The sequence below is a fragment of the Sphingomonas sp. NPDC092440 genome (assembly GCF_044754985.1).
Taxonomy (GTDB): Bacteria; Pseudomonadota; Alphaproteobacteria; order Sphingomonadales; family Sphingomonadaceae; genus Sphingomonas.
Window position 1 is genome coordinate 231,130 of the sequence record NZ_JBIVQA010000009.1, and the last position, 13,253, is coordinate 244,382.

At 67.7% G+C, this 13,253-nt stretch carries 14 protein-coding genes; 5 read left to right on the forward strand and 9 right to left on the reverse strand.

All coding sequences use genetic code 11. From position 1 onward, the window contains the following. Nucleotides 1-67: 67 nt before the first annotated feature. The 6 genes from ACIQCS_RS16825 to ACIQCS_RS16850 all read right to left on the reverse strand — a co-directional run bounded on the left by ACIQCS_RS16825 (nucleotide 68) and on the right by ACIQCS_RS16850 (nucleotide 5,982). Nucleotides 68-472: a hypothetical protein gene (locus ACIQCS_RS16825; RefSeq protein WP_345846972.1), complete on the reverse strand. Its 405-nt coding sequence runs from the start codon at nucleotides 470-472 to the stop codon at nucleotides 68-70. Nucleotides 473-478: 6 nt separating this feature from the next. Next, entirely contained in the window at nucleotides 479-1,783 is a 1,305-nt protein-coding gene (locus ACIQCS_RS16830; protein ID WP_345846971.1) for a mannanase, read from the reverse strand. Nucleotides 1,784-1,935: 152 nt separating this feature from the next. Beyond that, nucleotides 1,936-2,223, reverse strand: coding sequence for a zf-TFIIB domain-containing protein (locus ACIQCS_RS16835; protein WP_345846969.1), 288 nt, complete (start codon nucleotides 2,221-2,223; stop codon nucleotides 1,936-1,938). A gap of 2 nt (nucleotides 2,224-2,225) precedes the next feature. After that, nucleotides 2,226-2,936, reverse strand: coding sequence for a Bax inhibitor-1/YccA family protein (locus tag ACIQCS_RS16840; RefSeq protein ID WP_280281111.1), 711 nt, complete (start codon nucleotides 2,934-2,936; stop codon nucleotides 2,226-2,228). Nucleotides 2,937-3,158: 222 nt separating this feature from the next. Further along, the gene (gene astD / locus ACIQCS_RS16845; RefSeq protein WP_345846966.1) at nucleotides 3,159-4,574 is read right to left on the reverse strand and encodes a succinylglutamate-semialdehyde dehydrogenase; all 1,416 of its coding nucleotides are present in this window, start codon (nucleotides 4,572-4,574) and stop codon (nucleotides 3,159-3,161) included. A gap of 58 nt (nucleotides 4,575-4,632) precedes the next feature. Next, nucleotides 4,633-5,982: a protein adenylyltransferase SelO family protein gene (locus ACIQCS_RS16850; RefSeq protein ID WP_345846964.1), complete on the reverse strand. Its 1,350-nt coding sequence runs from the start codon at nucleotides 5,980-5,982 to the stop codon at nucleotides 4,633-4,635. An 18-nt stretch (nucleotides 5,983-6,000) separates the two neighbouring features. On the opposite strand from ACIQCS_RS16850, the gene ACIQCS_RS16855 reads away from it, so the two are divergent. Next, nucleotides 6,001-6,870 carry an alpha/beta hydrolase gene (locus tag ACIQCS_RS16855; protein ID WP_345846963.1) on the forward strand — a complete coding sequence of 290 codons (870 nt, stop codon included), beginning with the start codon at nucleotides 6,001-6,003 and terminating at the stop codon, nucleotides 6,868-6,870. Here the strand turns inward: ACIQCS_RS16855 and ACIQCS_RS16860 are convergent. After that, nucleotides 6,867-7,382, reverse strand: a complete 516-nt coding sequence (locus ACIQCS_RS16860) for a hypothetical protein (protein ID WP_345846961.1) — start codon at nucleotides 7,380-7,382, stop codon at nucleotides 6,867-6,869. The genes ACIQCS_RS16855 and ACIQCS_RS16860 overlap by 4 nt on opposite strands. Nucleotides 7,383-7,466: 84 nt before the next feature. On the opposite strand from ACIQCS_RS16860, the gene ACIQCS_RS16865 reads away from it, so the two are divergent. Both ACIQCS_RS16865 and ACIQCS_RS16870 read left to right on the forward strand, forming a co-directional pair. Beyond that, the gene (locus tag ACIQCS_RS16865; RefSeq protein WP_345846959.1) at nucleotides 7,467-8,600 is read left to right on the forward strand and encodes a glycosyltransferase family 4 protein; all 1,134 of its coding nucleotides are present in this window, start codon (nucleotides 7,467-7,469) and stop codon (nucleotides 8,598-8,600) included. 65 nt (nucleotides 8,601-8,665) lie between these two features. Beyond that, nucleotides 8,666-10,069, forward strand: coding sequence for a nitronate monooxygenase (locus ACIQCS_RS16870; protein WP_345846958.1), 1,404 nt, complete (start codon nucleotides 8,666-8,668; stop codon nucleotides 10,067-10,069). 52 nt (nucleotides 10,070-10,121) lie between these two features. Here ACIQCS_RS16870 and ACIQCS_RS16875 read toward each other — a convergent pair whose 3' ends face one another. Together ACIQCS_RS16875 and ACIQCS_RS16880 are read right to left on the reverse strand one after the other, a co-directional pair. After that, nucleotides 10,122-10,649, reverse strand: coding sequence for a PilZ domain-containing protein (locus ACIQCS_RS16875; protein ID WP_401531353.1), 528 nt, complete (start codon nucleotides 10,647-10,649; stop codon nucleotides 10,122-10,124). A 205-nt stretch (nucleotides 10,650-10,854) separates the two neighbouring features. Beyond that, nucleotides 10,855-11,853, reverse strand: coding sequence for a D-glycerate dehydrogenase (locus tag ACIQCS_RS16880; RefSeq protein WP_345846956.1), 999 nt, complete (start codon nucleotides 11,851-11,853; stop codon nucleotides 10,855-10,857). Between the two features lie 95 nt (nucleotides 11,854-11,948). Here ACIQCS_RS16880 and ACIQCS_RS16885 point away from each other — a divergent pair, with 95 nt between their 5' ends. After that, nucleotides 11,949-12,425 carry an SH3 domain-containing protein gene (locus ACIQCS_RS16885; RefSeq protein ID WP_345846954.1) on the forward strand — a complete coding sequence of 159 codons (477 nt, stop codon included), beginning with the start codon at nucleotides 11,949-11,951 and terminating at the stop codon, nucleotides 12,423-12,425. A gap of 240 nt (nucleotides 12,426-12,665) precedes the next feature. Next, nucleotides 12,666-13,061 (forward strand): lysozyme inhibitor LprI family protein, encoded by a 396-nt coding sequence (locus ACIQCS_RS16890; RefSeq protein WP_345846952.1) that lies wholly within the window; start codon nucleotides 12,666-12,668, stop codon nucleotides 13,059-13,061. Nucleotides 13,062-13,253: the final 192 nt, after the last annotated feature.

Genomic DNA, 13,253 nt, shown 5'->3' on the forward strand with positions numbered 1-13,253 from the left:
GGCGCAAGGGGCAACGGACGGTTGCTTGGGGTGGGGCTAGGGAAACTATCGGGTGCCGCCCGCCGGCTCAGGCACGGGGCGCGGCGACCCAATCGTCGAAGAAGCGCCGTTGCATGTCGACGCCGGCGGGTATGACGTCCGGCCCCTGGCCGAAGATGAAGACGAGATCCTCCCTTCGGGCATGTTTGCCCTCGGTGATCCGGTAGGCCTTCAGGCCGCGGCCCATGTCGCGCGCCATTGCAGACGGATAGACGTTGAGGCTGGCGCCGTAGCAGAAGGGGATCAGGCCTTCGGTTTCGAGCACGCGCCGGATGCCGCAGAACGCCTCGAAATAATCGGCCGCTTCGGCTTCGGTTTCGCGATCGCGCCAGCGGAAGGTGAGGCGGCAGGTACCGCTTCGATCCTCGTGCAGAATAAGGGTGCCCTGCTCGTCATCCTCGCCGCCGATCAGGAAGATGCCGAACGTCACCATATCTTCTCAGCTCCCCGCCAAGGCCCTGGCATGCGCCTGGATCACCGCCCGTGTCGAGGCGTCGCCGTCGAACACGCCGTACCAGCCCTGCGGTTCGTGCGGCGGATCGCCGAGCCAGGCGGTATCGCCGGGGCGGAAGCGGTGGTCGCCGTGCACCGGCCGGCCCTCGCCGTTCCACGCCCAGAAATTGGAGCCGGCGACGATGCCTGGATTGGCCTCCACCTCGGCATAGATCAGCTTGTAGTAGCGATCCCTGAAGCCGGTCGCCGACTCGGGATCATAGCCGCCGCCGTCGCGGGGATAGCCGAATTCCTCGATCACCAGCGGCTTGCCCAGCTCGGTGGCGAGAGCGATGTGGCGGGCGATATAGTCGCGCACCTTGGCGAAGCTCGCCTCGTTGGTGCCGGCGATGTCCTTCGCATCGACCCAGCCCCAGTTGAGCGGCCAGACATGCGCCGTCAGATAGTCGATCTCCGGAAAGCCATGGGCGGCCTTGTAGACGTCGGCGCGCTCGATCGAGCCCATCAGGCCCTCGCTGCCCGTGGAGACGAGATGCCGGGGCGAAAGCGACTTGATCAGCCTGGCGGTGCCCTGGATCCAGCCATGATAGGCCGGAAGCAGCGGCTCGGCCGCCTTGGCGCTGCCGCCGGGACGCGGCTCGTTGGCGAGCTGCCAGGCCATGACCACCGGGTCGCCGGCGTGGCGCTTCACCGTGGCGCGGACATAGTCATGATACAGGCCCACCGCCTCGGCATTGGCGTAGAATTGCGCGGCCATGTCCGGAAATGCGGGCCAGGGGTGCGCGGGATCGTTTGCGTCGAGATACTTCCCGCCGTTCGTCCAGCTGAGATAGGTCATCATCCCGCCTGACCATTCCCAGAAATTGGTGAGGTAGAGCACGGCCTTCATGTCGCGCCGGCCGAGCTCGGAGAGCGCGAAGGCCAGGCCGTCGACCAGGGCCGGGTTCCAGGCGCTGCCGCGGGTGCGGAAGGCGGGCTTCACCGAGTTCCGGAGCGGCGAATCCTCGGCCGAGGCGGCGATGCGCAGGTTGCCGACTCCCATCGCGGCGAGGGCATCCAGTTCGCGGCGCAGGCGATCGCGATTGCCCCAGGCGGCATCCGCGCCGAGCCAGGCGGCGTACCACAGGTTCGCGCCGGCGAAGCGATAGGGCCTGCTGCCGAGGAGCAGGCCCGGGCCGTTGCGAGTGACGAAATCGCCGGGCGCGGCGGGGTTGGCGGCGGCGGGAAGGGACAGCGCGGCACCGGCCAGCGCGGCGGCGCCCGATCCGAGCACGGACCTGCGGGTGAACATGGTCTTCCTCCCCTGTTAGCGGTCACATCATAGCCGCAACGGCGCGGGGAGGAAGTGGTTGGACGGGGCGCGACCCTCGCAGGTGAGAGAGGGGGAAGGGCCGCGCCGCCGTCTGCCCGCGTGTAATGCGCCTGCACGCGGGCGGGAACGGATCAGTCGAACAGGTCCTCGAGGAACGACTTGCGGCGTTTCTGCGGATAATGCCCGCCATGGCCCTGGCCATAGCCTTGGCCGCGCTCCTCGTAGCGGGGCCGTTCGTCGCGATACTGGGGCGCTGGCGTCGGTGCCGCGGCCGGGGCGGCGCTGCGCTCGATGATCTTGTCGAGCTCGCCGCGATCCAGCCACACGCCGCGGCAGCTGGGGCAATGGTCGATCTCGATCCCCGAGCGCTCGACCGGCACCAGCACGGTGCCGTCGACGGGGCAGGTGAAGCTGGCCATGATTACTCCTCTCGCTGGCCCATCAGGCCGAGCAGCAGCTGGAACATGTTGATCAGGTTCAGATAGAGCGACAGCGCGCCCATGATCGCGAGCTTGTCGGCGGCCTCGCTGCGGCCGTAATGGGCATATTCGCTCTTCAGGCGCTGCGTGTCCCAGGCGGTGAGGCCGGCGAACACGACGACGCCGACGACCGAGAGCAGCATCTGCAGCAGCGACGAGCCGAGGAAGATGTTGACGATGCTCGCCAGCACCACCGCGATCAGGCCGACGAACAGGAAGGTGCCCATGCCGGTCAGGTCGCGCTTGGTCGAATAGCCGAACAGGCTGAGCGCCAGGAACATCGCGGCGGCGGCGAAGAAGGCCATGGCGATGCTCTGGCCGGTGAAGACCAGGAAGATGCTCGCCATCGACACGCCCATCACGCCGGCAAAGGCGAAGAAGGCGGTGCGCGCGCCCGCGACGCTCATCCGCTCGATGCGGAACTGGAAGAAGAAGATGAAGGCGAGCGGCGCGAACATGGCGACCCATTTGAGCGGCGTGCCGAAGATCAGCGCGACCAGCGCCGGCGTGTTCGCCACGGCGAGCGCGACGAGGCCGGTGATCGCCAGACCGATCCCCATGTTGCGGTAGATGCCCAGCATGTGCTGGCGCAGCCCCTCGTCGAAGCGCGCGGCGGCGGCGCCGGTGCGGGGGATCTGGTAGAGAGGGTTCACGTGCGAAAACTCCAATCGAAAGCAAGGCATTCGATCGAGCGACGCCCGGTCCGGTCTCGGTGGGGAGGGGGACTGGCCGTCCGAAACCTGCACCGAGCGCGCTCGATGCGGCCGACATCACGAGGGCTTGGAAAAGCCCTCGCCAGAGGGGCCCGGTCCGCAAGAAATAATCTAGGCGGCGGTCATGTCCGCTTCAATGCCGCTGCTGTAACAAAGTGTTGCTCAGGCGTCGCGCAGGCCCACGCCCATCGAGGCGCGCGCGGAATCGCTTTCCGACGAGACCACCGGATAGGCGCAATAGTCGGCGGCGTAATAGGCGCTGGGGCGATGGTTGCCCGACCAGCCGACCCCGCCGAACGGTGCGGACGAGGACGCGCCGTTGGTCGGCCGGTTCCAGTTGACGATGCCGGCGCGGATATTGGCCCAGAACTGATCGTAGAGCTTGGGGTTCTGCGCGACCAGGCTGGCCGAGAGGCCGTAGCGGGTGTCGTTCGCCTCGGCGATGGCTTCCTCGAAGCTGCCTACCCGGAAGACCTGCAGGATCGGGCCGAACAGCTCGACGTCCACCTTCTCGTTCGCGCCGGTCATGTCGATCACGCCGGGGGTAAGGAACGGGCGGCCCTCGATCGGGCGCTCCATGTGGCGGATCGGGCGGCCGCCCATGGTGAGCAACGCCAGGAAGCTCTCGGTGAGCATGTCGGCCGCGTCATTGTCGATCACCGGGCCCATGAAGGGGGCGGGATCGGCATGCGGCTCGCCGATGATCAGCCGGCCGATCAGCTTGTTGACCTCGGTCATGAGCGGGTCGAACAGCTTCTGGTCGACGATCAGCCGGCGCGCGGCGGTGCAGCGCTGGCCGGCGGTGGTAAAGGCCGACTGCACGACCAGGACGGCGGCCGAATAGAGGTCGGGCGTGTCCCACACGACGATCGGGTTGTTGCCGCCCATCTCCAGCGCCAGGATCTTCTCGGGCCGGGTGGCGAACTGGCGGTTCAGAGCGATGCCGGTATTGGCCGAGCCGGTGAACAGCAGCCCGTCTATGTCCGGATGGCCGGCGAGCGCCTTGCCTTCTTCGGGGCCGCCGATCAGCAGGCGGATGCAGCCCTCGGGAATGCCGGCGGCACGGTAGCAGTCGACCAGGAAAGCGCCCGAGGCGGGAGTCTTCTCGGATGGCTTGAACACCACCGCATTGCCGGCGAGCAGTGCGGGGACGATATGGCCGTTGGGCAGGTGGACCGGGAAATTATACGGGCCCAGCACCGCCAGCACGCCGTGCGGCTTGTGGCGCAGCGCCAGGCGCGTGTTCATCGGCGCCTCGATGCGGCGCTGGCCGGTACGCTCGGAAAAGGCGGTGATCGAGATGTCGACCTTGGCGATCACTGTCTCGACTTCGGTGCGCGCTTCCCAGAGCGGCTTGCCGGTCTCGCGGGCGAGCAGGTCGGTAAAGGCATCGGCCTTTTGCCGGACGACATTGGCGAAGCGGCGCAGCGCCTCGATGCGATAGGCGAGCGGATGGGCCGCCCAGGCAGCCCAGCTCTGGCGTGCAAGCGCGACTTCCCTGTCGGCGTCTCCGCGCGCCTGGCGCCAGAGAACGGCGCCGGTGGCGGGTTCGGTCGAGATGATTTCCGTGCCGGGCATTCGATGTCGGGGGAGGGCTCTCAGGAAAGGTCCCCCGCTCTTGCACGAATTTTGGCGGCTAGGCCAGTGCCTGGGCCATGCGCCGGATGGCGGCGATCTTGGCGTGCAGCGGCTCCCAATCGTCCGCTTCGGCGATGGACGCCCAGATCGCCTCCACCTCCTCGATCAGCATGGCGCAGGGAGCGCCGGACCAATAGCCATGGTCGCGCGCCTTCCGCGGGCGGTAATGCTCGAGCTGGCCGCGCAGATCGTCGAACGCTTCGCCATAATGGGTAGGAAGCGCGCCGCCGAACGCGTCGAAGAAGAATTCGTCCAGCGGGGTCAGCGTCTCGGCCAGCGCCTTTTCGAGGGAGCCGGTCAGCACCCGGTCCGCCTCGGTGCCGCGCGGGACGACGCCGAGGCGCCAGAGCAGCGCGTCGGTCACTTCGCGCCGATAGGCTTCGGGGAAGATTTCCATCGCCTCGATCAGCGGCTCCTCCTCGGCGATCGGGCGCAGCGAGACGGCGAGCTGCATCGCGTCCCAGTAGATCGCCTCGGGCTGGCGACCGAAGGCGTAGAGGCCGGCATGGTCGAAATAGGCGGCGGTGAAGCCCGGATCCCAGAACGGCGCGAACCGCCACGGGCCATAGTCGAAGCTCTCGCCGGTGACGTTGATGTTGTCGCTGTTGAGCACGCCATGGACGAAGCCGGCGGCCATGTAGCGCGCCGCCATCCGCGCGGTCCGCCGGGCGACATGGGCGAGCAGGCGGGCGGGGCCGTCCGCCCCATATTCCTCGCCATGATAGTGGCGCAGCACATAGGCGGTGAGCTGGCGGAGCGCGTCCCGGTCCTGGAGATGGGCGAGGCGCTGGAAGGTGCCGATGCGGATATGGCCGTGGCTCAGGCGGACGAGCACCGACGAGCGGGTGGGCGACGGCTCGTCGCCGCGCTGGAGGGCCTCGCCGGTCTCGATGAGGGAGAAGGTGCGGGAGGTCTCGACGCCCAGCGCCTCCAGCATCTCGGTCGCGAGGATCTCGCGCACGCCGCCCTTCAGCGTGAGGCGCCCGTCGCCGAAGCGGCTATGGGGCGTCTGCCCCGATCCCTTGGTGCCGAGGTCCATCAGCCGGCCGCCCCGGTCGCGCATCTGCGCGAACAGGAAGCCGCGGCCGTCGCCGATCTCGGGATTGTACACGCGGAACTGGTGGCCGTGATAGCGTAGCGCCAGCGGCGCGGCGAGTGATCCCTTCAGCGGCTCGAACCGGCCGAAATGCGCGATCCATTCCGCGTCCGACAGGCCGTCCAGCCCCACCTCCGCCGCTGCCCGGTCGTTGCGGAAGCGCAGGATCGCCTGCGGGAACGGCGCCGCCGCGACCGGATCGTAGAAGGCGTCGCCCAGTTCGAGGATCGCCTGTTGCGGAGTGAAGTCCATGCGGCGATATGGGGAAGGATGGGCGATCGGCGCAACTATTCCGACGGTTTCTGGTGGTCGCGGGACGGCATCCGTCTCCACTATCGCGAATATGCAGGGCCGGCGGACCGGCCGCCCGTGCTCTGCTTCCCCGGCCTGACGCGCAACGCGCGCGACTATGAGGGGCTGGCCGAGCGGCTGGCGGGCCAGTGGCGCGTGCTCTGCATCGAGTTTCGCGGGCGCGGCGAGAGCGGCTATGCCAAGGATCCGATGAGCTATGTCCCGCTCACCTATTTCCAGGACGTCGAGGCGCTGCTCGAGGAGCGGGAGATCGGGAAGTTCGTCGCGGTCGGCACTTCGCTGGGCGGGCTGGTGACGATGCTGCTCGCCGCGACCGAGCGCGACAAGCTGGCCGGCGTGGTGCTCAACGATGTGGGGCCGGAGATCAACCCCGCCGGCCTGGCGCGCATCCGCACCTATGTCGGCAAGGCGGTCTGGTATCCGACCTGGATGCACGCGGCGCGCGCGCTGGCGAGCAGCAATGCCGATGTCTATCCGGGTTACGAGATCGAGGACTGGCTGCGCATGGCCAAGCGGCTCTACCGGGTGAACAGCTCGGGCCGCATCGTGCTCGATTACGACATGAAGATCGCCGAGCCGTTCCGCGTGCCCGGCAACGAGGCGGGACCGGACATGTGGCCGACGATCGACGCCATTGCCGGCCGGCCGCTGCTGATCGTGCGCGGCGAACGCTCAGACATATTGAGCGAGGAGACGGCGGCCCGGATGGCAGCGCGCGTGCCGGGCGCCGAACTGGTGACGGTGCCCGGCGTCGGCCACGCGCCGACGCTGGAGGAGCCGGAAGCGATGGCGGGGATCGAGCGGCTGCTGGCGAAGGTGGCGGCCTAGCGGTCGGCGACGGGCTTGAGCTGCCCGGCGACATAGGATTGGGACCAGCCCCTTGCCGAGACGAGCACGCCGCCGCGGAACGTGAATTCCACATCGGCCAGCGTCGAGGCGCGGCTATCGATGAACGCGACTTTCACGCTCCATTCGTCACAGGGATCGACCACCATCGGAATCGAACTCCAGGGGAGATAGCGGAAGGAATCCGCCTTCATTTTGGCGGCCAGCGCATGTGCGCCCGCGGGGCCCTTCCCCAGGGGCCCGCCGACATCGCCTGAGCCGAGATCGAATTCCGCGTTGGGCCGCACCAGCGCGCGGAGCCCGGAATCGCGCTGCCATCCGTCGGCGGCGGCGTGTTCGACGATCGCGATGGCGCGCTGGCTGAACGTGGCGTAGACATCGCCGATGTTCCGTGTCGCCGGCATGGTGCAGCCCGCCGGTGCGGCCGCCTGGGCCTGGGCGGGCGCAATTGCGGAGAGAAGCGCCGGCATGGCCGCGCATATCACTGTCTTCACCTACTTGATCCCCTTGGTGGCGTCAGCGGAATGTCCAACGGACGTGACGTCCGCGCAATCCCTCGCTAAGCACCCCAACCAACGATGCCGATCCACATCCTCCACCTCCACTCGACCTTCAACCTCGGCGGCAAGGAAGCGCGCGCCGTGCGGCTGATGAACGCGTTCGGCGATAAGGCGCGGCACACCATCGTCTCGGCCATGCCCGATCAGCTCGAGGCGCGGGCGATGATCGCCAAGGGGATCAAGTACGAGATCGCGCAGGATCCGCCGCCGCTCTCGGGTCGGCCCTCGGTGAAGCGCTACGAGGCGATCGCGCGCTACATGCGCCGCTTCGACCTGGTGCTCACCTATAATTGGGGCGCGATCGACGGCGTGATGGCGGCGCGCGTGTTCGGCAAGGGCCTGCCGCCGGTGATCCACCACGAGGACGGATTCAACCAGGACGAGGCCGAGAAGCTCAATCCGGTCCGCAACATGTATCGCCGCATCGCGCTGCCCGCGGCCAATGCGCTGGTCGTGCCTTCCGAAGTGCTCGAGCGGATCGCGCTCAACCAGTGGCGCCAGCCGCGCGCGCGCCTGTTCCGCATCGCCAACGGCATTCCGACCAAGCTCTATGCCGGCAAGCCCGATATCGAGCTGATTCCAGAGCTCAAGCAGAAGAAGCCCGGGACGCTGGTGGTGGGCTGTGTCGCCGGCCTCAGGCCGGTGAAGGACCTGCCGCTGCTGGTCCGCGCGGTGGCCGGGCTCAACACCCGCTTCAAGCTGGTGATCGTCGGCGAGGGGCCGGAGCGGCAGAACATCCTCGACGCCGCCGAGGCGATGGCGATCGAGGATGCGGTGATCCTGCCCGGATTCCTGCGCGAGCCGCATCGCTATATGGGATTGTTCGACGTGTTCGCGCTCTCGTCGAGGAGCGAGCAGGCGCCGATCTCGGTGCTCGAGGCGATGGCGGCCGGCTTGCCGGTGGTGGCGCCGCCGGTGGGCGACATCCCCAAGATGGTCGGCGAGCGCAACCAGCATTTCCTGCCGCCCGAGCGCACCGAGGTGGTGCTGCGCGATCGGATCGACATGTTCGCCCGGCATCCCGAGGAGCGCGAGATGGTGGGGAAGGAGAACCGCGCGCGCGCCCGTGCGTTGTTCGACGAAGGGGAAATGATCGCCGCCTATGCGCGCCTCTATGGCGCCGCGATGGGACGGCCTGACGCACTGCGGTGACGATTGTTGCTCGCTTGTTGCGTTCGATGCGTCTAGCGTCGCGCGAATTTTAGTCTGGAGGTTCTGTGTTCAAGGGTCTGTCGCCCATCCTGTACAACGGCCGCGAGGTCTGGCCGATCGTCGAGGGGGGTAAGGGTGTGGCTGCCACCAACCATGCCAGCGCGGGCGCCTGGGCCGCGGCGGGGGGCATCGGCACGGTCTCCGCGGTCAATGCCGACAGCTATGATGCCGATGGGAAGATCATTCCGCAGATCTATCGCGCGCTCACGCGCCGCGAGCGGCACGAGGAACTGATCCAGTACGCGATCGAGGGCGCGGTCCAGCAGGTCAAGAAGGCCTTTGAGATCGGCGACGGCAAGGGCGCGATCAACATCAACGTGCTGTGGGAGATGGGCGGCGCGCAGCGCGTGCTGCATGGCGTGCTGGAGCGCACCCGCGGCATGGTCGCCGGCGTCACCTGCGGCGCGGGCATGCCGTACAAGCTCAGCGAGATCGCGGCGTCGTACAACGTCAACTATCTCCCGATCGTCAGCTCCGGCCGCGCCTTCCGCGCGCTGTGGAAGCGCGCCTATTCCAAGGCGAGCGAGTGGCTGGCGGCCGTGGTCTATGAGGATCCCTGGCTGGCCGGCGGCCATAACGGCCTGTCCAATGCCGAGGATCCGCTGAAGCCGCAGGATCCCTATCCCCGCGTCAAGGAACTGCGCGACGTGATGCGCGAGGGCGGCATCCCGGACGAGGTGCCGATCGTCATGGCCGGCGGTGTCTGGTACCTGCGCGACTGGAACGACTGGATCGACAATCCCGAGCTCGGCCGCATCGCCTTCCAGTTCGGCACCCGCCCGCTGCTCACCCAGGAAAGCCCGATCCCCGATGGCTGGAAGGCCAAGCTGATGGAGATCGAGGAAGGCGAGGTGCTCCTCCACCGCTTCTCGCCGACCGGCTTCTATTCGTCGGCGGTGCGCAACCCGTTCCTGCGCAACCTCGAGGCGCGCTCGGAGCGCCAGATCCCCTATTCGACCGAGGAGGCGGGCGATCACACCTTCCAGCTCGATGTCGGCGTGAAGGGCAAGAATTTCTGGGTGACCCGCAACGACCTGCTGCGGGCCCGCCAATGGTTCGGCAACGGCTTCACCTCGGCGCTGAAGACGCCGGACAACACGCTGGTGTTCGTCAATGAGGAGGAGAAGGGCATCATCCGCAAGGACCAGGCGGATTGCATGGGCTGCCTGAGCCAGTGCGCCTTCTCGTCCTGGGCCGATACCGAGACCAACTCGACCGGCCGGCTGGCGGATCCGCGCAGCTTCTGCATCCAGAAGACGCTGCAGGACATCGCCCATGGCGGGCCGACCGACGAGAATCTGATGTTCGCGGGGCATGCTGCCTACAACTTCAAGCGCGACCCGTTCTATTCGAACGGCTTCGTGCCGACGGTGAAGCAGCTGGTGGACCGGATTCTGACGGGCGACTAAGGGGTTTCCGGCGCGGCTCGGGCCGCGTCTCGGGGGCATCGGGAAGCGTTGGTCAGGGGTGCCAGAGCGTGATCGCGGCGGTGCCGGCACAGGCGATCGCGGCGCCGGCGAGCAGCCAGCCGCGAAGGGGATGGAGTGTTCTCCTGGCGGGTCGGGCAGTCGCGGCGGGGTCGCTCCGGCTGCGGCCCTTCCGGGGCGCGCCGCCCTGGCCGGCGGCCCAGTTTTCGTTGGCGGCGCGGAGCAGCGCGTTGAAGTTCAGCCGCTCCAGCAGCTGGATGCCGAGCGTCTTCCCCTTCACCCACACGACCCGGCCCGCCAGCGCCAGCGAGGCCTTGCGGACCTCGACATAGGTTCCCGGCCTGGGCGGGAACGGTGCCAGCAGCATCATGCCGTGCGGCGAGATGTTGCGGATGGTCACGTCACACCATCCCCCCTTGCTGCGCATCTGGGCGGGGATGACGACTTCCCGCCGCGATTCTCTCGATTGCATCTGGTGATCCCCCGGCGCGGCTGCCCCGATGGCGGGGATCGCGCGGGAGGAGTTACGCAGTATCGCGCTTACCGCTGCCTTGCCGGCCATGGTTAACCGCAAAGAAGATGCTCCGGATCGGAGGCATCGCGCCAGAATCCGCAAAGTATCGGCAAGATGATCCCGGGTTCGCAGCTTGAACAATCGTCCGATTTTTCACCGTCGTTCCGGCGCCGAGCCGGGATCTCGCTTCTGCTTCCGCTGGCGGGCCCCGGCTCAAGGCCAGGTTGACGAAGGGAAAATATGAGTCCCCAGCCTATAGCCAGCCATCGAGAACCTGGTCGGGCGGCCGATGCCCATCGGACCAGACCCGAATGTTGGCGATCACCTTGACGCCCATATCCTCGCGTCCTTCGAAGGTGGCGGAGCCGAGATGGGGAAGCAGCACGACATTGTCGAGCGCGACGAGGCGCGGATCGACCGCCGGCTCGTTGGCATAGACGTCGAGCCCCGCACCGGCGATGCGCGCCCCGGCGAGCGCGGCGATCATCGCCTCATTGTCCACGATCTCGCCGCGGGCCGTGTTGATCAGCCAGCCCCGGGGGCCGAGCAGGTCAAGCCGGCGCGCGTCGATCAGGCCGCCCGTGGTGTCGGTATGGGGGGTGTGGATCGTGAGGATGTCCGCTGCCGCAAGCATCGTATCGAGCTCGGGGTGCCAGGTGGCGCCGAGCTGCGCCTCGAGCACCTGCGGCAGGCGGTGGCGGTTGTGATAATGGATCTGGAGGCCGAAGGCGCGGGCCCGCATCGCCACTGCCTGGCCGATCCGGCCCATGCCCAGGATGCCGAGCTTCTTGCCGCCGATCCGGTGCCCGCGCATCGAAGTGGGAGCCCAGCCGGTCCAGCCGCCCGCGCGGACCAGCTCGTCGCCCTCGACCAGGCGGCGCGGCACGGCGAGGATCAGCGCCATCGCCATGTCGGCGGTATCCTCGGTGAGCACGCCGGGAGTGTTGGTGACGGTGATGCCGCGCGCACGGGCCGCCTTGAGGTCGATATGGCCGACGCCGGCGCCGTAATTGGCGATCAGGCGCAGCCGGCCGGGCGCGGCCGCGAGCAGGTCGGCGTCGATCCGATCGGTGACGGTGGGCACCAGCACGTCGCAATCCGCCATCGCCGCGCCGAGCGCCTCGGGCGACATCGGGGTGTCGCCGGAATTGGTGACGACATCGAACAACTCGGCCATGCGCGCCTCGATGCCGTCGGGCAGCGCGCGGGTGACGATCACCCGGGGACGGGAAGGGCGCGGGCCATGTGCCATAAAGGGCGGCTTGGCCGGTGGCGCGGCGCCAGTCAACGGTTGATGGCGAGGCGCTGCTCGGCGTAGATAGCGGGACACTAGTTCATGAGGGTCGCATGCATTTTGGGAAATGGGCCGTGCTCGGCGTCGTTGCGCTGGGATTGGCCGTTCCCGCATCGGCCCAGCGCAAGACGCCCTATTTCGTCTCGATCAAGGCCGAGAAGGCCCGGATGCGCACCGGCCCGGGGCGCAACTATCCCTCGAACTGGCTCTATCAGCGCCGCGGCCTGCCGCTGAAGGTGATCGACATCTATGGCGAATGGCGCAAGGTCGAGGATCCGGACGGCACCCAGGGCTGGATGCTCGCCAACCTGCTCGACGATGTGCGCACGGCGATGGTGATCGGCACCGTGAGCGAGATGCGCGATGCCCCCCGCTTCAACGCGCGGGTGAGCTGGCGCGCGGCGCCCGGCGTGGTCGGCCGGGTGAGCCGCTGCGCGAGCAACTGGTGCTGGTTCGACGTCGCCGGGCGCGGCGGCTATATCGAGCAGAGCCATATCTGGGGCACCGATCCGGGCGAGGCAGTGAACTGATTTTACCCGGATTGGGCACGAAAGGTCGCAAAGGCCCTAACGTCAATAGAGATGTCAGAGCCTATCTCTGGCGTATCGGGATTACCCTGGTGGGGTGAATCGTCCACCCGGCGAACGCCGGAATCCGCACGATGTTTCTTCGCGATGAGAAAGAGCCTGTTTGGCATGACAGGCGCAATCCTACATTGGAAGCCGCGAACCGGGGCGGTGCGCCGGCGTTTCGCGGCGGGAGAGAAGAGCATGACCTTTCGATTTGCCGTGGCCGCGCTCGCCGGATCGCTGATCGCGTCCGGCGCATCGGCGCAGACTGCCGGCGCTTTCATGCAGAACCCGGCCTTCAAGGATCCCGCGCCGGCCAAATGCGAGACGAGCTTCGACATGCAGCATTGCGCGGCGCACGAACTGCGCGTCGCCGATGCGCGGATGAGCGCGCGCTATGCGGCCTTGCGGGCGCGATCCGGGCCGGCCGCCCGGCAGCGGCTGCTGGCGGAGCAGCGCAAATGGCTGGCCGAGCGCGACCGCGGCTGCATCGCCAGGGGCAATGCCTATCGCGGCGGGACGATCGCGCCGGTCCTGGTGGCGCAGTGCTGGGTCGAGGTGACCAAGGCCCGCGAGAAGGCGCTGGCGCGGCGCTAGGTTGGGAACCCAGACAAGTATCTGATTTCCCGCCGTCATCCCGGCACAAGGCCGGGATGACGATGGAGGAATACGAGTCCCAAAACCTAGGTTGAGAACTCATATTCTTCCTTCGTCACCCCGGCCTTGAGCCGGGGTCCCGCTATCTCGCCAGCACAGGAAGAAGCGGGATCCCGGCTCAAGGCCGGGATG

What these genes read in the sequence shown, in the direction of transcription:
- ACIQCS_RS16825 (WP_345846972.1), bottom strand. Translation starts at nt 472, where the DNA reads ATGGTGACGTTCGGCATCTTCCTGATCGGCGGCGAGGATGACGAGCAG.
- ACIQCS_RS16830 (WP_345846971.1), bottom strand. Translation starts at nt 1,783, where the DNA reads ATGTTCACCCGCAGGTCCGTGCTCGGATCGGGCGCCGCCGCGCTGGCC.
- ACIQCS_RS16835 (WP_345846969.1), bottom strand. Translation starts at nt 2,223, where the DNA reads ATGGCCAGCTTCACCTGCCCCGTCGACGGCACCGTGCTGGTGCCGGTC.
- astD (WP_345846966.1), bottom strand. Translation starts at nt 4,574, where the DNA reads ATGCCCGGCACGGAAATCATCTCGACCGAACCCGCCACCGGCGCCGTT.
- ACIQCS_RS16850 (WP_345846964.1), bottom strand. Translation starts at nt 5,982, where the DNA reads ATGGACTTCACTCCGCAACAGGCGATCCTCGAACTGGGCGACGCCTTC.
- ACIQCS_RS16855 (WP_345846963.1), top strand. Translation starts at nt 6,001, where the DNA reads ATGGGCGATCGGCGCAACTATTCCGACGGTTTCTGGTGGTCGCGGGAC.
- ACIQCS_RS16865 (WP_345846959.1), top strand. Translation starts at nt 7,467, where the DNA reads ATGCCGATCCACATCCTCCACCTCCACTCGACCTTCAACCTCGGCGGC.
- ACIQCS_RS16875 (WP_401531353.1), bottom strand. Translation starts at nt 10,649, where the DNA reads ATGGCCGGCAAGGCAGCGGTAAGCGCGATACTGCGTAACTCCTCCCGC.
- ACIQCS_RS16880 (WP_345846956.1), bottom strand. Translation starts at nt 11,853, where the DNA reads ATGGCACATGGCCCGCGCCCTTCCCGTCCCCGGGTGATCGTCACCCGC.
- ACIQCS_RS16885 (WP_345846954.1), top strand. Translation starts at nt 11,949, where the DNA reads ATGCATTTTGGGAAATGGGCCGTGCTCGGCGTCGTTGCGCTGGGATTG.
- ACIQCS_RS16890 (WP_345846952.1), top strand. Translation starts at nt 12,666, where the DNA reads ATGACCTTTCGATTTGCCGTGGCCGCGCTCGCCGGATCGCTGATCGCG.